We start from the raw sequence: 19,318 nt of genomic DNA, 5'->3' as shown, positions 1-19,318 counted from the left end.
TTTTTTTGTTATTTTTACTACAAACTGACAATTTTCTACGGTGAGCTAAGACCATGAACGAAACAAAACGTCCCTTAGGCATTACCGATGTCGTGCTGCGCGATGCCCATCAATCACTATTTGCCACGCGTATGCGCTTGGACGATATGCTGCCGATCGCTGAAAAGCTGGATCGCGTTGGCTATTGGTCGCTGGAAACCTGGGGTGGGGCGACCTATGACGCCTGTATCCGCTATTTGGGCGAAGACCCGTGGGAGCGTATTCGTGCCCTGAAAGAGGCCATGCCCAATACGCCCCAAGCGATGTTACTACGTGGTCAAAACCTGCTGGGCTACCGCCACTACGCCGATGACGTTGTCGATAAATTTGTCGAACGGGCGAAAACCAACGGTGTTGATGTCTTCCGGGTCTTTGACGCCATGAATGATCCGCGTAATTTGGAGCGTGCCATTCAGGCGGTGCGTAACGTAGAAGGCCATGCCCAAGGTACCATCTCTTATACCGTGAGCCCGGTACATACCCTGGATAGCTGGGTCGATCTCGCCAAAACCATTGCCGGTTTGGGCGCAGATTCATTGGCTATCAAGGATATGGCGGGGCTGCTGACGCCCTACACGGCGTTCGACTTGGTGACGCGGCTCAAGAAAGAGCTGTCGATTCCAGTGCATCTGCACTGTCACGCCACGACCGGCCTTTCTACCTCGACTATTTTGAAAGCGGTAGAGGCGGGCATTGATAACGTTGATACCTCGATCTCCTCCATGTCGATGACCTACGGCCACAGTCCGACCGAGTCAGTGGTGGCAATGCTCAAAGACACCGGCCGTGATACCGGTTTGGATCTTGAGCTGCTGGAAGATATTGCCGGTTATTTCCGCGAAGTGCGCAAGAAGTACGCCGCCTTTGAAGGCTCGCTGCGCGGTATTGATTCACGCATTCTGATTGCTCAGGTGCCCGGCGGCATGCTGACCAACATGGAAGGCCAGCTCAAAGAGCAGGGCGCGGGCGATAAGCTTGACGATGTGCTGAACGAGATTCCTCGCGTACGCGAAGACCTTGGCTTTATCCCGCTGGTAACGCCCACGTCGCAAATCGTCGGCACCCAGGCGGTGATGAACGCGATGATGGGCGAGCGCTATAAGTCGATCTCCAAGGAAGTTCAGGCGCTGCTCAAAGGTGAATATGGCGCCGCGCCGGCACCCTTTAATGCCGAGCTTCAGAAGCGTGTGCTGGAAGGCGGTGAGCCGATTACCTGTCGCCCGGCGGACAACCTTTCGCCTGAAATGGACAGGCTCGCCACCGAACTGAAAGAGAAAGCCAGCGCTGACGGTATTCGCTTGGCTGAAGGCAAGCGTGAAGTCGATGATGTGCTGACCTATGCGCTATTCCCACAGATTGGTTTGAAGTTCCTTAAAAATCGTGACAATCCCGACGCCTTTGAGCCCGCTCCCCAGGCGGCTGAGGCGAGTGCTGCCAATGCCCCTGCTAAGGCTAAGGCTGAAAGTAAACCACCAGTAGCTGCCAGTGGCCCAGAAACCTACACGGTTAAGCTCAACGGCAAATCCTTTGTGGTCGAGGTTTCTGAAGGCGGTGAACTGGGCGAGGTGCAAGAGCAAACGGCAGCCAGTACTACTGCACCCAAAGAGGAAGCTCCGGCCCCCAGCGGTGAAAGCATCGATGCGCCGCTGGCGGGCAATATCTTCAAGGTCAATGTACGCCCTGGTGAGCAAGTCGCTGAAGGTGATGTCGTCATCATTCTTGAAGCGATGAAAATGGAAACCGAAGTGCGTGCCAGCAGCGCAGGTACAGTGTCTAAGGTCAACGTCAGCGAGGGCGACAGCGTAGCCGTAGGCGATACGTTGATCGAGCTCTAAGGGCCCAGTAATGGATAAATTAGTAACGTTATGGGAAGGCTCGGGGCTATATAACCTTGAGCTCGGTCAAGCGGCGATGATCATGGTGGGTCTTCTGCTGCTTTACCTTGCCATTTATAAGAAGTTTGAGCCGTTGCTACTGGTGCCGATTGGTTTTGGCGGCATTCTGGCCAATATCCCTGAAGCCGGGCTAGCCATTTCTGCGCTCGACCAGGCGATTGAGGTGGCCAAGCCGGCGGTGCTACAGCAGATGGCAGCAGCGCTGGGTGCGTCCCTTGACCCACTGGCGAACTTAGACGCATGGCGGGAGTCGCTGCAGATGATCGCCCATGATGGCGTCGCACCCGACCAGCTGCGTGCTGCGCGAGACATCGCCGTGGGCGTTGGCTACAGCGACGGCATGCTTTATAACTTCTATAAAGTCGCAATCGGCTCGGGTATCGCCCCGCTGATTATCTTTATGGGCGTTGGGGCAATGACCGACTTTGGCCCGCTGCTGGCGAACCCGCGCACGCTGTTTTTAGGTGCCGCCGCTCAGTTTGGTATTTTTGCGACGCTGTTTGGCGCCGTGGCGCTGACCTCGATGGGCGTCATGGACTTCTCTCTCAATCAGGCGGCCGCGATTGGTATTATCGGCGGTGCGGATGGCCCGACCTCCATCTACGTCTCCAGCGTACTGGCGCCTGAATTGCTGGGTGCGATTGCCGTGGCCGCTTACGCCTACATGGCGTTGGTGCCACTGATTCAGCCGCCGATTATGCGTCTGTTGACCACCCAGAAAGAGCGTGAGATCAAGATGACCCAACTGCGCCCGGTCTCCAAGCTGGAGAAAGTGGTTTTCCCGCTGATGTTGTTGATTCTGGTCGCACTGTTTTTGCCCGATGCCGCTCCGCTACTCGGTATGTTTTGCTTTGGTAACTTGATGCGTGAGTGTGGTGTGGTCGAACGTTTATCGGATACTGCGCAGAATTCTCTGATCAACATTGTAACCATTATTCTGGGGCTGTCCGTCGGCTCCAAGTTAATGGCCGATAGCTTCCTGACGTTTGAAACGTTAGGCATTCTCGGGCTGGGGATTGTCGCCTTCGGGATCGGCACGGCCGCTGGGGTGTTAATGGCCAAGCTGATGAATTTAGTCAGCAAAATGCCCATCAACCCCTTAATTGGCGCCGCGGGTGTTTCTGCGGTGCCGATGGCTGCCCGGGTGGCCAACAAGGTGGGGCTGGAGTCTAACCCGCATAACTTCCTGCTGATGCATGCCATGGGGCCCAATGTGGCAGGGGTTATTGGCTCTGCTGTGGCTGCGGGTGTGATGATCAAGTATCTTGGTTAACTAGTCCTCTGTCATTGCGTATAGGGACTCCTCCCCGGTTGCAAGCTCCGATGATGAACAACATAAGCCGATGCGTGCGTATAGTCGGTCTCTTAATGGGGACGCTATCCCCTGACCCTGATGAACGTCGCGCACCTTCTCTCCTCAACGAGGCGTAGGCTTTTTCAGCCATCGCAATGAGCAGGTTTTGAGAAGGTCGGTCTGACCTGTTTTTCATCGATCGTTGCCCGGCAACAAGGTAGCCGCCTGTCGGCGCTTAGCCGCTGATGGTGCTACCGCTTAGCTCACCATCAGCGCGGAACCGTCGTTAAACTCTCTACAATAGGACTGTCCGCTGTGCAGAACCGCCCAGGCGGTTCGCACTGTCTTGTTCGCTAACGCGACAGCCGCTTTGTTCTTGCCAACGCGAGCGACCAGGGATCGTAGCCAACGACTTTTAGCATCCTGTTTGTCACCCACGGTGTTGATGACCGAGTGTGCGCCACGTATCAGGGCGGCTTTCAGCGAGATTTGCCCCGTTCGGCCAATGCCCTTGATCTTCGCGATGCCACCACTGCTGTGTTGTGTCGGCGTTAACCCCAGATAGGCTGACGCTTGGCGACCTTTCTTGAACGCGTCGCCGTTACCGAGGGCGCTATAGAGCTGGGTGGCGACCACCGGCCCCACTCCCTCAATCGCCAACAGTTGGCGACAAGGCATCACCGCACGGCTCATCTGCTCCACGCGCTTATCCAGTGACTGAATGCGCTCGTTGAGTCGATCCAGCTCCGCCATTTGCTCGGCAATCAAGTCACGCATCAGCATCGAAAGCTCGTTATCGGCATCTTCTAGGGCGAGCCAGACACGTTGCTTTAATGCCTTCTGACCACGACCGCTGATAATCCCGTACTCCTGTAATAAGCCATGAACCTGGTTGATCAACTGGGTGCGCTGATGAATGTACCTTTCCCGAATGCGGTGCAGGCTCTGAATATCCTGCTGCTCGACGCTTTTGAGCGGTACAAAGCGCATGTCTGGGCGCAAACCCGCCTCTACAATAGCGAGAGCGTCATTGGCATCTGTCTTGTGCCCCTTGCGAAAAGGCGTCACAAACTGGGGCGAAATGAGGGCAACGGTATGGCCGAGGGCCTGCAGCTGTCGCGCCCAATAATGCGATCCACCGCACGCCTCCATGAACACCCGACAGGCCGGTTGGCGGCGCATAAAATCCAAGACCTGATGCCGTTTAAGCTCTTTGTTGACCTGAACACGCGGGCGGCGAGTGTCGACAACACACACTTGGAAAACACGCTTTGCCAGATCCAACCCTATTGTCTTATGCTTGTTCATGACTCTTCCCCTCCGCATTGAAGTGGTTCAACTATCAATGTAGCTCTCTGAAGCTTCGAGAGGGGAGGAGTCCCTTTCATTGAGCGAAGCGCGGCGATCTCGGTTTTATGTGCTACCGCAGGACGAGATTGCCGCGTCGCAAGCTCCTTGCAACGACATACGGGGCTCTGTAGCCCTGCTGCATCATGCCTTTGGTGTAGAGAGAATCTCAACAGCGCTCTTCAAGCGGTTTTCTAGCGGGGAAAGGTCAAGTGGGTTGTCCCTTGGCCAACCAATGGTCAGACGAACACCGTCGCCATCGTAATCCGCTTGCTCAATGGGGATAGCCTGCTCTTCGCACCAGGCGCGGGCAATCGCTTCGCTGGCAAAGCCGAGCCGCAGGGTATAAAGATCGCGCTCGACCACTTCTCGGGTAGGTAGCGTCTCCAAAGCATGGCTAACCGCCTGGGCGTAAGCGCGGGCCAAACCGCCGGTGCCTAGCTTCGTGCCGCCAAAATAGCGGATCACCACGCAACCAATTTGACCTAATTGGCTGCCCTGCAGAACTTGATACATTGGGCGACCTGCGGTGCCGCCAGGCTCGCCATCATCAGAGAAGCCAATCAAATTTTGCTCGCCGGGTGGGCCAGCAATATAGGCAGTGCAGTGATGGCTCGCATTGGGATGCTCGGCTTTAGCCGCCGCCAGCATGCGAGTGAATGCATCGATGTCTAAGGCGTGGCAGATCCAGGTAATAAAGTGACTCTTTTCGACTTCGATGTCAGTTGTCTGCCAAGACGAAAGGGGGAGTTCCGGCACCCGGTAGCGCATTAATGCTCCGTGATAGTAGGCTTGTTTTGCAGGCCAGTCCTTGGATGAGATTCAACACCCATCACCATGCCGAGCACCTGAATATCACGGTTATGCAAAAATAGCGCTGGCTGCAACGTATCCTCAGGCCATAGCTCTACGCCAAAGCGGCTGATTGAGAGCTGCTTCAAGGCGATTTTTTGCTGGTTGATTTCGGCAACGGCGGTTTCTGTTTGGGCATCATGCTGATAACGCCGAATAATAATGACATCGCCATCGAACAAGTTGCAATCACGCATTGCGTTACCACGCACTTTAAGCGCATAAGTATTGCGACGAGTAATGCTAGGCGTCGGCGCATAGGTACGCGGAACCGAGTGTAAGTGGTTAGGCTTAACGGTAGGTGCTGCCATCGATATGGTCATTGAGAAATCTCCATTGCATGTTCTTTCATACAGTGGTTTCAGTATAGAACTGTTTTTGCATACAGTGCTAGCAGTAATTGGTCTTACGCCATATTGATTGAGGTCATGCTGCGACCCAGCGCCGCATAGAGTGAGTGGCGAGAAACGGGCTTTCCGTGTAGAGTTCGACGCGAAATCAATGTGCCTGGAGAGACTCTTGAGCCTGTGTCTACAAGCCCGACAGCTGTCCTGCGAACGTGATGATCGCTCACTGTTTAAGGGGCTGGATCTCGATATTCGCAGCGGTGAAATCGTGCGAATTGAAGGGCCTAATGGCAGTGGTAAAACAAGCCTGCTTAAAATTCTCTCCGGGCAGCTACGCGACTATGAAGGCGAGCTGTTCTGGAATGGCGCTGCGATGCAGAGTGTCCGTGAACATTTTCTCGCTAATTTGCTCTATTTAGGACATGCCCCGGGCATCAAGTCGGGGCTCTCTCCGTTAGAAAATTTAGCGTGGTATCAGGCGCTGAGTGGCGAAAGCAGTGGAGGACAGGGCAGCGGGGCACAAGAGGGTGAGCAGCAGCGCCTGGATGCCCTTGAACAGGTTGGCCTGGCAGGCTTTGAAGATGTGCCCGCCGGTCAACTCTCGGCAGGCCAGCAGCGCCGTGTGGCGCTGGCGCGATTGACGCTGACCCCCCGCGCGCTGTGGGTGCTAGACGAGCCCTTCACCGCCATTGATCGCCACGGCGTTGCAGCCCTTGAAAGGCAACTTATTAGGCATGCTCAGGCGGGCGGCTGCGTGCTAGTAACAACCCACCATGAGTTAGCCGCGTCATCGCTGTTAAGACGCATAGCGCTGGGGTGAAGGAGGCCGGATTGCAGGAAACAGGGTGGCAGAAAACAGAGCTGCACAGCTCTTCAGATAGCTCTCTACATGGATCAGACACCGCCATGGATGCCCCTTCAGTGCCACTGCTTGAGCACCAGGGCGGGCTGATGATCGCGGTGAAGGCCACGTTGGTGCGTGATTTGACGCTACTGCTGAGACGTCGCGGTGAAGTGCTCAATCCGCTGGTGTTTTTTGCCCTGGTGATCACCCTGTTTCCGATCGCTATTTCACCCGACCCGGAGCTGTTGGCGACGATTGCGCCGGGGTTGCTATGGGTGGCGGCACTGTTAGCCGCGCTGCTGTCGCTAGATAGCCTGTTTCGCAGCGATTACGACGACGGCAGCCTTGAACAGCTGTTACTCGCTCCGCAGCCGCTGGCGGCATTAAGCGTGGCGAAAGTGGCCGTGCATTGGCTGCTGGCCGGGCTGCCGTTGGCACTGATGGCACCACTGCTGGGCATTATGCTCGCACTGCCTGCGGGTAGCTATGCGGTGTTGGCGCTATCGCTGGCGCTGGGCACGGCGAGCTTGAGCCTGATTGGTGCCATTGGTGCGGCGTTAACCGTCGGCTTGGCGCGGGGCGGCGTCCTGCTCTCGCTACTCGTGCTGCCGCTGTATATTCCGGTACTCATTTTTGGCGCAGGTGCGGTCCAGGCGGCTATTTTGGGCGACGGTGTCTCTGCGCACTTGGCTATCTTAGGCGCGCTGCTGGCGGCCTCACTTATGTTAGCGCCGTGGGCGATTGCCGCATCGCTGCGTATCAGTATTAACGGTTAAGGACAGGACACGCTATGTGGGCGTTTATACACAAGCTGGGATCACCCAAGTGGTTCTATGGCATTAGTGCCAAATTACAGCCCTGGTTTTGGGCCGCAGCGGTGCTGTTGCTGGTCACTGGCTCGCTGTGGGGGCTGGCGTTTGCCCCAGCGGATTATCAGCAGGGCAATAGTTTCCGGATCATTTATGTTCACGTGCCCGCGGCTTTTTTAGCTCAATCGATTTTTATCTCCATGGCGGTGTCTGGGCTGGTGTTTATGGTCTGGAAAATTAAAGTCGCCGATATGGCGGCGGCAGTTATGGCACCGCTGGGCGCTGCGATGACCTTTGTCGCGCTATTTTCCGGTGCTGTATGGGGTGTGCCGACCTGGGGTACCTGGTGGATGTGGGATGCCCGGCTTACCTCCATGCTGATTCTGCTCTTCCTCTATTTAGGCGTGATTGCTCTGCGTGGTGCGTTTACCAGCCGCGATAGTGCCTCACGGGCAGCCTCGGTGCTGGCCATGGTGGGCGTCATCAACATTCCCATCATCAAATACTCAGTGGATTGGTGGTACACCCTGCACCAGCCAGCCTCGTTTACGTTAACCTCGCGCCCGACGATGCCCACCGAAATGTGGCTGCCGCTGGTCATTATGGTGCTAGGGTTCTACAGCTTTTTTATTGCCTTGACGCTGATGCGCACGCGCAGCGAGATCCTACGCCGAGAGTCGAGCAAGCGCTGGGTACAGGAGCTCGTTAACGGCCAGGTAGTGAATGCACAGGCAGAGGAGACGCGCTAATGGCATTTGCCTCATTTTCCGAATTTCTCGCCATGGGCGGCCATGCACCTTATGTATGGTCTGCCTGGGGGGTAACGGCGCTGCTGCTGGTGGCCACCGTTTGGCATGCGCGCGTTGAACAGCGTCAGCTATTGAATGGCATAAAGCGTCGGGCGCGGCGCGCAAATAGCTTGAGAGGGAACGCCCAATGACCCCCAAACGTAAACAGAAACTCTTCGTCATTTTGGGTTTGGTGTCGTTAACCGCGATTGCTGTCGGGCTAACGCTGTATGCGCTACGTGCCAACATTAATCTGTTTTTTAGCCCGGTGCAGATCGCTCAGGGCGATGCGCCCATGGAACGCCAGATTCGCGCGGGCGGCATGGTGAAAGAGGGCTCGGTGTCCCGTGACCCCGACAGCCTGGACGTCGCGTTTACCGTGACCGATTACGTTGATGACCTAGAGGTCTACTACAGCGGCATCCTTCCCGATCTGTTCCGCGAGGGCCAAGGTGTAGTGGTGGTCGGGGAGCTTCAAGCAGATGGCCGTTTGTATGCCGATAAAGTGCTGGCGCGTCACGATGAGAACTACATGCCGCCTGAAGTAGCGCAGGCACTTGAAGAGGCGGGCTATTCGCCGGCCGACTATCAGGCCAAGGCTGCCGAAGTGGGTAAGCGGCTTGATGAAGAGGGCGTCCCCCAAGCAAGCGAGTATTAACCCCCATCGTTTCACCGACTTGCCCTACCGCCAGTGCTAATTCGGAGCGCACATGCTGATTAAAATGATTCCTGAAATTGGCCACTTCGCCCTCATCATCGCGCTGTTGATGGCGATGGTGCAGGCAGTGATGCCGCTGGCCGGTGCAGCGACCCGCCGCCCACTGTGGATGGCCTATGGTCAGCCCATGGCGGCCGGGCAGTTTCTGTTTATTGCCATCGCCTACGCCTGTTTGACCGCGAGCTATATGCTGGATGACTTTAGCGTGGCGAACGTAGCGAATAACTCCAATTCGCTGCTGCCGTGGTACTACAAATTCAGCGCGGTGTGGGGCAACCATGAGGGCTCTGTCCTGCTATGGAGCCTAATGCTGGCAGGTTGGGGCTTTGCGGCGAGCGTGTTCACCGGCAACTTGCCGCGGGATATGGTCGCTCGGGTGATGGGCGTCATGGGCATGGTATGTGTCGGTTTCTTACTATTCATCCTGATCACCTCTAACCCTTTTGAACGCTTGCTCCCCGACATGCCTCAAGACGGTGCCGACCTCAACCCGCTGCTGCAAGACTTCGGGCTAGTGGTGCATCCGCCGATGCTTTACATGGGCTATGTGGGTTTTTCCGTGGTCTTTGCCTTTGCGATTGCTGCTCTCATGGGAGGGCGCCTAGACGCCGCCTGGACGCGCTGGGCACGTCCCTGGACGAATCTGGCCTGGGCGTTTTTGACCGTGGGGATCGCCCTCGGCAGTTGGTGGGCCTATTACGAGCTTGGCTGGGGCGGCTGGTGGTTCTGGGACCCGGTCGAAAACGCGTCGCTGCTGCCCTGGTTAACGGGAACCGCGCTGGTGCACTCGCTGGCGGTGACCGAAAAGCGCGGCTCGTTTAAGAGCTGGACCGTGCTATTGGCGATCTCGACCTTTTCGCTGTCGCTGATGGGAACCTTCCTGGTGCGCTCCGGCGTGCTCACCTCGGTACATGCGTTTGCCAACGACCCTGCCCGTGGCTTCTTTATCCTGATGCTGCTGGCGATTACGGTGACGCTCTCGCTGCTGGTATTCGCACTGCGAGCCCCGCGGGTCAGCCACAAAGTGGGCTTTAACTGGCTCTCTCGGGATGCGCTGCTGCTGGTCAATAATATCTTCCTGGTCATCATGACGGTCACCGTTTTACTTGGCACCGTCTACCCGCTGATTCTTGACTCCCTGGGGCTGGGTAAAATCAGCGTGGGCCCGCCTTACTTCAATGCGCTGTTTGTACCGCTCACCGTGATGATGTGCATCTTTATGGGACTAGGCTCGGTAACGCGCTGGAAAGGCATGGCGGTGCGCGACCTAGTCCGTAAGCTCTGGTTGGCGGGCGTTGCTGCGCTGGTGCTGGGCATACTGATGCCGCTGCTGTATCGCGGTGAGTGGAATCTGTTTGTCTCCCTGGGGATCGTCTCTGCGCTATGGATTGTGCTGCCGATGGTGCGCGATGTGTTTGATAAAACCCGTCACGCCAGCTCGTTCATCGCCGGGTTACGCAAGCTTTCACTCTCTTACTGGGGCATGGTGTTAGGGCACATTGGTGTGGCGGTCACGATTGTGGGTGTTGCGGTGGTGTCCAACTACAACATCGAGCGCAACGTGCGCATGTCGCCGGGCACCACGGTCGAAGTGGCGGGCTATCAGTTCACCATGACGGAGTTAGCCGAGCGTCGCGGGCCAAACTTTTTGGCAGACACTACGATCCTTCAGGTACAGCGTGGCGACACCGGTAGCAGTTTCACCATGCGTCCTGAAAAACGCCTTTATCTCGCGACCGGTATGCCGATGACCCAGGTGGCTCTGCGGCCGGGGCTGTTCCGTGATCTCTATGTGGCCATGGGCGAAGACCTTGGCGACGGCAGTTGGGCGATGCGTGTCCAATACAAACCCTTTGTACGCTGGCTATGGCTGGGCGCCCTGTTTATGGCATTTGGTGGTGTACTGGCGGTGCTCGATAAGCGTTACCGCCGCGCGACGGTCACTCGTGAGGCACCGAAAGCGATCGGCAAAGGCGATACTGCGCAGGAGGCCACTGTATGAAGCGTCGGTTATTGCTATTACTGCTGCCGGTTTGCTTTTTAGGCTTGGCGCTGTTCTTTTTCCAGGGCCTATCGCTGGACCCTTCCCAGCGCGATTCCGCGCTGATGGCGCGCGAGTTCCCGGCCTTTGAAGCCACCACGCTGCGCGATAAAAATCAGCGCGTGGACCAATCGCTGCTCCAGGGCGACGTCACCCTGGTTAACGTATGGGGCGAGTGGTGCCCCGCGTGTAAGCAGGAGATGCCTCAACTGCTGGAGCTGGCCGATCAGGACATTCGGATGGTTGGGGTTAACTACCGGGATACCCGCGAAAAAGGCATGGAGTTTCTCAGCGAGTTTGGCGATCCGTTTGAAGTGAATATTTTTGATCCAGAAGGCGAGCTGGGTTTTGACCTTGGCGTTTACGGCGCGCCGGAAACCTTTCTGGTCGATGCCGACGGCGTTATTCGCTATCACCATAAAGGCTACGTATCGCCACAAGACGTCCGCGAACGAATCTTGCCGGAGGTGGAAAAATGGCGCTAATGCGAACCATGGTAGCGCTACTACTGCTGGTTATAGCGTTTGGTGCAGCGGCGGGGGGGATCGAACTACGCGAATTTGACGATCCGGTCATGGAAAAACGCTATCACGATTTAACCGCCTCGATGCGCTGCCCGCTGTGTGAAAACCAAGCTATAAACGATTCCGATGCCCCTATTTCAGGGGACATGCGCGAGCGTGTCTACCAACTGCTGCAAGACGGGCAGTCGGATATCGAAATTGTTAACCATATGGTGCAGCGGTTTGGTGAATATATTCTCTATAACCCGCGATTAGAGAGCCGCACCTACCTGCTTTGGGGGCTGCCTATTGCACTGGTGCTGCTAGGCGCGCTGGTGGTTGTGTTAATGATTCGTGCCCGCCGAAATGCCTCTGCTAAAGCGCTGAGCGCCGAAGAGCGCCAGCGTATAGATGCGCTGATTAACCGTAAGAGGTCTTCATGACGCTGCTCTGGATTGCGATTGCCGTTTTACTGCTCCCCGCGCTGTGGCTGCTGGTAGCGCCGCTAAGAAACGCGCGTCGATTACATGATCAACAACACGCGTTTGAAACCAATGACACCTCTGCCGAGCAGAATGTGGCGATTTTTCAGCGTCGCTTAACGTCACTAGAAGCGGCGCGAGAGCGTGGCGACATTGATGCCGAGCGCTTTGAAGAAGATCGGTTGGAGCTTGAGCGTAGCCTGCTGGAAGACACCGCCGTGCGCGCGCGCCGGCCGCTCAAGCCGGCAGGGGCGGGTCGTCTGGTGGTGCCTGTCGTTATGGTGGCCGTGGTAGTGGTCAGCGTGCTTTGGTATCAACAGCAGGGCGCCGAGGGCGACCTTGTGTTACTCGCCGTTCAGCAAGAAGTACAGAATGACCCTGAAGGCTCGCTGAGCATGTATATCGAGCGCATGGAAGAGCAGGCCGAGCGTCAGCCGGATAACCCAAACGTATGGAGCGCGCTGTTTCCGGTCTATCGCGAAACAGGACAGATGCCCCAGGCCGTCGATGCGCTTGAACGCCTGATTGAGATTGAAGGCCGAATTCCACCGCTGCTGGCTCAACTAGCGCAAATTCGTTTCTTTATGGCCGAGCGCGAACTCACCGATGAAGTGCAGGCATTGGTCGATGAGACGTTGGAGCAGGATCCCCGCCAGCCAACCGTGCTGGGTTTGCTAGGGGTTAATGCCTTTGATAAAGGTGATTACGAACAGGCCATTGACCACTGGCGCCGGGCGATTGCCAATATCGAGGATCCCGACACCGTTGACTCGCTGCGCGAGGGTATTCGCGTGGCCCAGGAGCGCATGGGTATTGAGCCTGAAGAAACCGTCGGCGAAGGTAACGGCATTAGGGTTCGCGTTGCGTTAGACGAAGAGCTCGCCGGGCGCGTTGACGATGACGACACTGTGTTTATCACTGCCCGCGATATTGAGGGTGAGTTACCACCCCTGGCCGTGGTGCGGGCGCAGGTATCCGAGCTGCCCATGACCGTGACGCTAGATAACACTGCTGCGATGTCGCCACAGGCGCAAATCTCCCAGGTGCAGGAAGCCCGTTTAGTGGTGCGTGTTTCGCCCTCTGGCCAAGCAATGCCCCAGCCGGGAGATCTGTTCGGTGACCTTGAGAGCGTCAGCGTCGAGCCTATTGAAGACGCGGAGGCGGTTGAAGTGGTGATTAACCGTGTTTTTGAATAATCGCAACGGGAACGTCGTCTCGGTATGCGCTTAACCTCGATTCGCTTAGTCGGTTTTAAGTCCTTTGTGGACCCCGTCACGGTGCCCTTCGATGGCAATATGACCGCCATCGTGGGCCCCAACGGCTGCGGTAAATCCAACATTATTGACGCCGTGCGCTGGGTCATGGGGGAGTCCTCCGCTAAAACCCTGCGCGGCGAGTCCATGGCTGACGTTATTTTCAACGGCTCCACTGGTCGTAAACCGATCAGCCAAGCCTCCATAGAGCTCAAGTTCGACAACCGCGACGGCGGTATGGGCGGCGTTTATGCGCAGTATGCCGAAATCGTCGTTAGGCGCTTGGTCACGCGGGATGGGCAATCCAACTACTTCTTCAACGGTCAAAAGTGCCGTCGGCGCGATATCGCCGACCTGTTTATGGGCACCGGCCTGGGGCCGCGCTCCTATGCCATCATCGGCCAAGGCATGATTTCGCGGTTGATCGAGGCTCGCCCCGACGACCTGCGCTCGACGCTGGAAGAGGCCGCGGGTATCTCCAAGTACAAAGAGCGCCGCCGGGAAACCGAAAACCGCATGCGGCGCACCCAGGAAAACCTGGAGCGTCTGGACGATATTCGCGAAGAGCTGGATAAACAGCTAGAGCGCCTCAAACGTCAGGCCGAAGCCGCCAAGCGCTATCAGGATCTCAAGGAGCAGGAGTATCGGCTCAAGGGTGAGCTGGCGCTACTGCGCGGCCGCACCCTGCGGGCGGAGCAGTCCCATCAGGAGAGCCGCGTTCGCGAGTTGGAAATCGCGGTCGAAAAAGATGTCTTCGGCGTTCGTCAGTGCGAAACCCGCTTGGAACAAGCCCGCGAACAGCATGACGAACTCTCTGAAGTGCTCGACCGTCACCAACAGCAGTTTTTTGAAACCACCACGCGCATTGCCCGTCTGGAACAGGATCAGGCCCATCGCCGCAGCCGTGAAACTCAACTGGCCAGCGATATTGCTACCGCCCGGCGTGACCTGGACGAGCAGCGCCGGGTTAGCGAAGGCGATCAGGAACGTTTAGCCGCGATTGATGAGCGCTTTGACGACTTGCTTCCCGAGCACGAAGCCTTAGAGGAGCGGCTCGAAAGCCTGGAGCAGTCCCTAGCCGACGCATCTCCCGCCCTGGAAGCCGCTGAACAGCAGTGGACCGATGCCGAAACCCGCTGGCGGGATGCCAGCCGCGACGCTGATCGTAGCCAGGATCTACTGCGCGACCTGGAGCAGCGCATTCAGCGGCTGCAAGCCGAAAATCAGCGCCGCCGCCAGCAGCGCAGTGAGGTCGCTGACCTTACAGGGCTACGCGAGGAGCATGCCGTATGCGAAGAGCAGTTAGCGGATGCCCAGCAGCAGGCGGAAGGCTTTCAGGCCCAGCGGGATCAATGGCAGCAGCGTTATAGCGATGCCAAGGCGGCCTATCAGCAGGTGACTCAAACGCGCGATCATCAACGCGCTGAACTGAGCCAACGTCAGGGGGAGCTGGCCTCCCTGCAAGCGTTGATTGATGCTGCACTGGTGGATCACGACCCTGCGATAGGCACGACCCTGGCAGCGCATGGCTTGGCAGAGGCTCCCCAGCTGGGCGAAGTACTGCAAGTAGCACCAGGTTGGGAAGCGCTTACTTCCTGGTTGCTTGCGCCGTGGCTCAATGCACGTTTAGTCACTCGCCATCAGTTGGCGGCCTTGCCCGAGGCCTTAGCCACCGATTGGCGTTTGATTGATCAAACCTCGCCAGCTCCCTCCACCTCGGGTCAGCGATTAGATAGTTTGGTCAAAGGCGCAGGCGCGCTGGGCGAGTGGTTAGCAAGCATTCACTGTACGCAAACGGCCGAAGAGGCAGAGGCGCAGGTAGCGCATTTGGCGCCTGGCGAAAGCGTGGTGAGCCAGGATGGGGTTTGGTTGGGCCGTGGCTGGCTGCATCAGCAGGCCAACGGTGAAGGCATCGACGGGCTGCTATTGACCCGCCGCCGCTACGACGAGCTTTCCGCTCAGCGCGAAAGTGAAGAAGAGGCCTTGGCGCTGGCAGAGGAGCAGTGTGAGGCGGCCAGAGAGACGATTGAAGCGCTGGAGCAGGCTCGGGAGCAGCAGGCCGAACAGGAGCGTGCTCACGCCACCACCCTGCAGCAGTTGGCGGTGAAAGAGCGTAGTTTGGCCCAGCGCTTGGAACACCTTGAAGGTCGTGCAACGGAGCTCGATGAAGAGCTTGCCCAGCTACAACAGGATGAAGCAGAGTTAGCGCTTACTCTTGATGAGCAGCGCGCCCGCTGGCATGTAGCAATGGAGCAGCTGGAGAGCACCGCCGAAGCACGGGAAACCAGCGCAGAGCAGCGCAACCGGCAGCGCGAGGCGCGTGATCAGTTGACCCAGCAGCATGCGCCGCTCAAAGCCCAGCAGCAGGCGTTGGCACTTGAGCGTGAACGTTTAAGCGCTGAGCGGGATAGTCTGCGCTCTCAGCAGGCGCGCTCGAACGACTCTGAAGAGCGCCTCTCGCTGCGTATTGCCGAGCTTGAAGAGTCGCGGGAGATGTTGGTCGAGCCCGACGAGCTGGCTGGGGAAGAGCTTGAAGAGTTGCTTCACCAGCGTGAGCAGCAGGAGGGGCGCTTAAACGCGACGCGTCAGCAGGCCCAGGCGCTGGCTGAACAGTTACGCAATGACGAACTTGCCCGCCAGCAGCATGAACGTAACCTGGAGCAGAGTCGCGAACAGCTCCAGCAGCGGCGTATGGACGTTCAGGCGTTGGCACTTAAAGCCGCCACCCAGGATGAGCAGCTAACTGAGCTTGGCCATAACGTCGAGACCCTCGCTGAACAGTTGCCCCATGAAGCGACGGAAACCCGTTGGCAGGAACTTCTGGAAAGTACCACGGACAAGATTCGCCGCTTGGGGGCGATCAACCTCGCCGCCATTGAGGAGTATGATCAACAGGCCGAGCGGCGAAATTATCTGGAAGCGCAGCACGCCGAACTGACCGAAGCGCTGGAAACCCTTGAACGGGCGATTAAGCGTATTGACCAAGAAACCCGGGTGCGCTTCCGTGAGACCTTTGATCAGGTCAATGCCGGATTGCAGGCGCTGTTCCCCCGCGTATTCGGCGGCGGTGCAGCATGGTTAACGCTAACCGGCGATGACCTGCTGGAAACCGGCGTGGCGATTATGGCCCGCCCGCCGGGTAAGAAGAACAGCACCATTCATCTGCTATCGGGCGGTGAAAAAGCGCTGACCGCACTATCGTTGGTATTCGCTATCTTTCAGCTCAATCCTGCGCCGTTCTGTATGCTGGATGAAGTGGATGCGCCGCTGGATGACGCCAACGTGGGCCGTTACGCCCGGTTGGTGAAAGAGATGTCTGAGAACGTACAGTTTATCTACATCACTCACAACAAGATTGCCATGGAAGCCGCCGAGCGCTTGATGGGGGTGACCATGCAAGAGCCCGGCGTATCTAGGTTAGTCTCGGTGGGTATTGAAGAAGCGGCAGCGCTGGTCGATTAACCGCCTTCTTCCTTCACCTTCAAATGTCTTGCTGAGCAAGACATTCACGATAGCCGTTTAGTGCGTGTACTGGATGAGCGTTGGGATATGACGGTGCATATACATCTAACCCGACCGGCCGCCCCATCAGTGCGACAGCAGAAGAATTTTGGAAGAGACTGTAACTATAAACAGCAGTTTGTTAATCATGGAGTGATAAACATTATGCAAATACGCAAAAAAGTGTCCTAACGCGCTCAAGTTAACTATATTACCTCTATTAATGTTTGGTATGAGAACGTTAAGCAGCTTATAAATAGATCTTGCCAATGGGGATGATTAGCACATTAGTAAGCAAAAGGCTGAAACGGTTATGCACTTCCCAACGGTCAAAATGGCTTTTCTAGCTTTCGAGCTTCCTTTATAAGGCTATGTATAACGATTAGATCAAAGGCTCGTGACACTTTCGGCTGAAGTTAAGGTCGGACTTTTGCCTTAACCGGCTTCAATAACAGTTTCAAAAGCGTGAAAATAGCGTAATTATCAGCAAAAATTGGCCCTTTTCATAGCAATCGCGCTATGCTTGGTGGCAAGTACTTATTAAATAGCAGTTACCCATATTTAGGCATGGTGCCTTAGCAACCGGCAAGATGACCATGGAACGTTCGACATGGAACTAAGAGAGTGGCTAATCATTTTAGGGCTGGCGTTGGTATCGCTCATCGTTATAGACGGTGCGCGAAGACTTCAACGTCAGCGTCGTGTACCCCGTCTGGATCAGGCGGAAAAGGATCTTTCAGCTAGTCAGCTAGAAGATGATCCCGATGAAGCTGCTAAAGCAGCAGAGATCAATTGGGAACTACCCAATGGCGGTGCACGAGTCGTTAAGCCCGCTGACTATAGTGGCTTAGGTCATAAACCAAAATTAGAGCGTCAAGAGCATCCTGGCCCTTCCAGAGTGCTTTCTGAGTTTAGGCGTTCGGCGTCAGCTAAAGCAGCCAAACGCAAAGCTGCAAAAGCGGAATCCATCGCTAATTCCCAATCAATAGCAGCAGAAAAAACGGAGCGCCCAGTCGTCGCTAAAGCAAATACTGCGACGACTTCACCCTCCATGCCGACTGAGCATGAGCGCCTTGAGCCCAGTATTTCTATGGCAAACACTTCAATGAACAGCACTTCAAAGGCCAGTACCCTAAAGGCTGCTGAGGTTCCCCAGGACAAAGAGGCTGTATCGCAATATGAAGCCGAGCCAACGGCGGCCGCTGATTCTGCTGCAATGGCTAACGCAACCGCTTCTAACGTGAACGCTGAAGCAACTGAGCCTGCTCCACAGGCCGCTATAAAAGAAGGCTCAACGACCCGTGAGGCAGCTGCTTCGCCTGATGACATGTCTATTCGCGCAAGCGAAACGGATACGGAAGCCTCTGTTCAGCCTGATTATGACGCTGAACCGGTACTACGTGCTGAGCCAGAAGATGCCGTATTTGCAAAACATGCTAATGATCACTCTCCTAAACGTCGTCAGTTGCGCTCCGATACCGCCGGTGACCACGACGAGCTTGACGATGACGAAGTGGATGAATACCGGTTAGTCGACTTTGAAGGCATGGGCCGCTCATTGAAGCGCCGGTTGATCGAGCGTCGTAAAGAGAAACAACGCAAAAAGGCTGAGAAAGCGCTGCGAGATAAGGCGCTGGCCAAGCAGAAAGCTGAGCGTAAAGCAGTGGAAGCGGAACAGCGGCGTGAAGCGAAAGAAGCCGCCGATGCTGAGCGTGCTCGCGTAGCCCAAGAGCAGGCGCAGGCACGTGAAGAGGCAGCAGCCAATGCAGCGGCCGCGGATAGACTGGCTGCTCAGCAGCGAGCGGATGATCAAGCTCGTGAAGCGTCTCGGTATGAAGAACCGCTTTATGAAGAGGGCTACTCTGCTGACTTTGACGAAAACGCCGATTATGCCAGCGATACTGCTTATGACGACCGCGCTGCTGATGAGCGCGGGGGGAATGATAGCGTCCGTATTCATCCCACATTAGAAAAAGCCCTACGTCACGATGTGAGCGGCGAACACGCCAAAGAGACGCTTTCCAGCGCTGAAGAAGTGGTTGTTATCAGCGTTCTCTCCCGTGACCCAGAAGGTTTTGATGGTAGCAAGCTGCTGGAACTCATGATGGTGTGTGGCTTGCGCTATAGCCGTGAAATGGGCATTTTCCACCGCTTTGAAACGGAAAGTGATGACAGCGAACTGCAGTTCTCCATGGTCAATGTCGTTAAGCCAGGCACCTTCCCCATTGAAGAGATGGGCGAGTTCATGACCCCAGGCATCACCTTACTGATGCCACTGCCGGGTGCACTCGATAGCGCTGCCGCGTTCGAGGCGATGGTCGAAACCGCCATGGTCGTGGTACGTCATATGGGCGGCGAACTGAAAGATGAAAACCGCAGTGTGATGACCGCACAAACGATCGAGTTTGCCCGTCAGCGGGTGCGTGAATTTGAGCGTCGCCATCGTCTGCATCGGCACATGCAAGTCCGCTAAATCACACTGGCTGTTCAACACCCGCCTTCTTGCCAGAAGGCGGGTGTTTTTGTTCAATAAACGCTAATTTTACAGTCGTTCAGTTTTCACGTTCGTTCAATTTTTAAATTGCTTAGGTTTTGCGTTGTCGCT

Annotated in this window: 16 protein-coding genes; 13 read left to right on the top strand and 3 right to left on the bottom strand. The window is 56.4% G+C overall.

Annotated elements, in window-relative coordinates:
• Positions 1 to 53: 53 nt before the first annotated feature.
• Positions 54 to 1,874 (top strand): sodium-extruding oxaloacetate decarboxylase subunit alpha, encoded by a 1,821-nt coding sequence (gene oadA / locus HZS80_RS14430; protein WP_179916487.1) that lies wholly within the window; start codon positions 54 to 56, stop codon positions 1,872 to 1,874.
• Positions 1,875 to 1,884: 10 nt separating this feature from the next.
• The gene (locus HZS80_RS14425) at positions 1,885 to 3,207 is read left to right on the top strand and encodes a sodium ion-translocating decarboxylase subunit beta (protein WP_035564418.1); all 1,323 of its coding nucleotides are present in this window, start codon (positions 1,885 to 1,887) and stop codon (positions 3,205 to 3,207) included.
• Positions 3,208 to 3,486: 279 nt separating this feature from the next.
• Here the strand turns inward: HZS80_RS14425 and HZS80_RS14420 are convergent, their stop codons facing one another.
• The 3 genes from HZS80_RS14420 to HZS80_RS14410 form a co-directional block, all read right to left on the bottom strand.
• Positions 3,487 to 4,536, bottom strand: a complete 1,050-nt coding sequence (locus HZS80_RS14420; protein ID WP_179916486.1) for an IS110 family RNA-guided transposase — start codon at positions 4,534 to 4,536, stop codon at positions 3,487 to 3,489.
• 183 nt (positions 4,537 to 4,719) lie between these two features.
• A complete protein-coding gene (locus HZS80_RS14415) occupies positions 4,720 to 5,346 on the bottom strand; it encodes an IMPACT family protein (protein ID WP_179916485.1) in 627 nt (208 codons plus the stop codon).
• The gene (locus tag HZS80_RS14410) at positions 5,346 to 5,750 is read right to left on the bottom strand and encodes a LexA family protein (RefSeq protein WP_035564416.1); all 405 of its coding nucleotides are present in this window, start codon (positions 5,748 to 5,750) and stop codon (positions 5,346 to 5,348) included. Before HZS80_RS14410 ends, HZS80_RS14415 begins: the two co-directional genes overlap by 1 nt.
• Positions 5,751 to 5,946: 196 nt before the next feature.
• Here HZS80_RS14410 and ccmA point away from each other — a divergent pair, with 196 nt between their 5' ends.
• The 11 genes from ccmA to zipA all read left to right on the top strand — a co-directional run bounded on the left by ccmA (position 5,947) and on the right by zipA (position 19,186).
• A complete protein-coding gene (ccmA, locus tag HZS80_RS14405) occupies positions 5,947 to 6,594 on the top strand; it encodes a cytochrome c biogenesis heme-transporting ATPase CcmA (protein ID WP_035564414.1) in 648 nt (215 codons plus the stop codon).
• 86 nt (positions 6,595 to 6,680) lie between these two features.
• Positions 6,681 to 7,394, top strand: coding sequence for a heme exporter protein CcmB (ccmB, locus tag HZS80_RS14400; protein WP_179916521.1), 714 nt, complete (start codon positions 6,681 to 6,683; stop codon positions 7,392 to 7,394).
• A 14-nt stretch (positions 7,395 to 7,408) separates the two neighbouring features.
• Positions 7,409 to 8,176 (top strand): heme ABC transporter permease, encoded by a 768-nt coding sequence (locus HZS80_RS14395; RefSeq protein ID WP_008957502.1) that lies wholly within the window; start codon positions 7,409 to 7,411, stop codon positions 8,174 to 8,176.
• Positions 8,176 to 8,367, top strand: a complete 192-nt coding sequence (gene ccmD, locus HZS80_RS14390; RefSeq protein WP_179916484.1) for a heme exporter protein CcmD — start codon at positions 8,176 to 8,178, stop codon at positions 8,365 to 8,367. The genes HZS80_RS14395 and ccmD overlap by 1 nt, the downstream gene beginning before the upstream one ends.
• Positions 8,364 to 8,873 carry a cytochrome c maturation protein CcmE gene (gene ccmE, locus HZS80_RS14385; RefSeq protein WP_179916483.1) on the top strand — a complete coding sequence of 170 codons (510 nt, stop codon included), beginning with the start codon at positions 8,364 to 8,366 and terminating at the stop codon, positions 8,871 to 8,873. Before ccmD ends, ccmE begins: the two co-directional genes overlap by 4 nt.
• A 52-nt stretch (positions 8,874 to 8,925) precedes the next feature.
• Positions 8,926 to 10,935 carry a heme lyase CcmF/NrfE family subunit gene (locus HZS80_RS14380; RefSeq protein ID WP_281372598.1) on the top strand — a complete coding sequence of 670 codons (2,010 nt, stop codon included), beginning with the start codon at positions 8,926 to 8,928 and terminating at the stop codon, positions 10,933 to 10,935.
• Positions 10,932 to 11,459 carry a DsbE family thiol:disulfide interchange protein gene (locus HZS80_RS14375; RefSeq protein ID WP_179916482.1) on the top strand — a complete coding sequence of 176 codons (528 nt, stop codon included), beginning with the start codon at positions 10,932 to 10,934 and terminating at the stop codon, positions 11,457 to 11,459. Before HZS80_RS14380 ends, HZS80_RS14375 begins: the two co-directional genes overlap by 4 nt.
• A complete protein-coding gene (locus HZS80_RS14370; protein ID WP_179916481.1) occupies positions 11,450 to 11,920 on the top strand; it encodes a cytochrome c-type biogenesis protein in 471 nt (156 codons plus the stop codon). The genes HZS80_RS14375 and HZS80_RS14370 overlap by 10 nt, the downstream gene beginning before the upstream one ends.
• Complete coding sequence (gene ccmI, locus HZS80_RS14365) at positions 11,917 to 13,155, top strand: c-type cytochrome biogenesis protein CcmI (RefSeq protein ID WP_179916480.1); 1,239 nt, start codon at positions 11,917 to 11,919, stop codon at positions 13,153 to 13,155. Before HZS80_RS14370 ends, ccmI begins: the two co-directional genes overlap by 4 nt.
• 24 nt (positions 13,156 to 13,179) lie before the next feature.
• On the top strand, positions 13,180 to 16,674 hold the full coding sequence (smc, locus tag HZS80_RS14360; protein ID WP_179916479.1) for a chromosome segregation protein SMC: 3,495 nt from the start codon (positions 13,180 to 13,182) through the stop codon (positions 16,672 to 16,674).
• Between the two features lie 649 nt (positions 16,675 to 17,323).
• Complete coding sequence (gene zipA / locus HZS80_RS14355; protein ID WP_179916478.1) at positions 17,324 to 19,186, top strand: cell division protein ZipA; 1,863 nt, start codon at positions 17,324 to 17,326, stop codon at positions 19,184 to 19,186.
• Positions 19,187 to 19,318: the final 132 nt, after the last annotated feature.

Origin of the sequence: Vreelandella glaciei (assembly GCF_013415125.1) — a bacterium.
GTDB classification, from domain to species: Bacteria; Pseudomonadota; Gammaproteobacteria; order Pseudomonadales; family Halomonadaceae; genus Vreelandella; species Vreelandella glaciei.
Note: the sequence above shows the minus strand (reverse complement) of the source record. Positions and strands in the feature narration are given on the sequence as shown.

Coding starts and splice junctions, on each gene's coding strand:
- oadA (WP_179916487.1), top strand. CDS start 54: ATGAACGAAACAAAACGTCCCTTAGGCATTACCGATGTCGTGCTGCGC.
- HZS80_RS14425 (WP_035564418.1), top strand. CDS start 1,885: ATGGATAAATTAGTAACGTTATGGGAAGGCTCGGGGCTATATAACCTT.
- HZS80_RS14420 (WP_179916486.1), bottom strand. CDS start 4,536: ATGAACAAGCATAAGACAATAGGGTTGGATCTGGCAAAGCGTGTTTTC.
- HZS80_RS14415 (WP_179916485.1), bottom strand. CDS start 5,346: ATGCGCTACCGGGTGCCGGAACTCCCCCTTTCGTCTTGGCAGACAACT.
- HZS80_RS14410 (WP_035564416.1), bottom strand. CDS start 5,750: ATGACCATATCGATGGCAGCACCTACCGTTAAGCCTAACCACTTACAC.
- ccmB (WP_179916521.1), top strand. CDS start 6,681: ATGGATGCCCCTTCAGTGCCACTGCTTGAGCACCAGGGCGGGCTGATG.
- HZS80_RS14395 (WP_008957502.1), top strand. CDS start 7,409: ATGTGGGCGTTTATACACAAGCTGGGATCACCCAAGTGGTTCTATGGC.
- ccmD (WP_179916484.1), top strand. CDS start 8,176: ATGGCATTTGCCTCATTTTCCGAATTTCTCGCCATGGGCGGCCATGCA.
- ccmE (WP_179916483.1), top strand. CDS start 8,364: ATGACCCCCAAACGTAAACAGAAACTCTTCGTCATTTTGGGTTTGGTG.
- HZS80_RS14380 (WP_281372598.1), top strand. CDS start 8,926: ATGCTGATTAAAATGATTCCTGAAATTGGCCACTTCGCCCTCATCATC.
- HZS80_RS14375 (WP_179916482.1), top strand. CDS start 10,932: ATGAAGCGTCGGTTATTGCTATTACTGCTGCCGGTTTGCTTTTTAGGC.
- HZS80_RS14370 (WP_179916481.1), top strand. CDS start 11,450: ATGGCGCTAATGCGAACCATGGTAGCGCTACTACTGCTGGTTATAGCG.
- ccmI (WP_179916480.1), top strand. CDS start 11,917: ATGACGCTGCTCTGGATTGCGATTGCCGTTTTACTGCTCCCCGCGCTG.
- smc (WP_179916479.1), top strand. CDS start 13,180: ATGCGCTTAACCTCGATTCGCTTAGTCGGTTTTAAGTCCTTTGTGGAC.
- zipA (WP_179916478.1), top strand. CDS start 17,324: ATGGAACTAAGAGAGTGGCTAATCATTTTAGGGCTGGCGTTGGTATCG.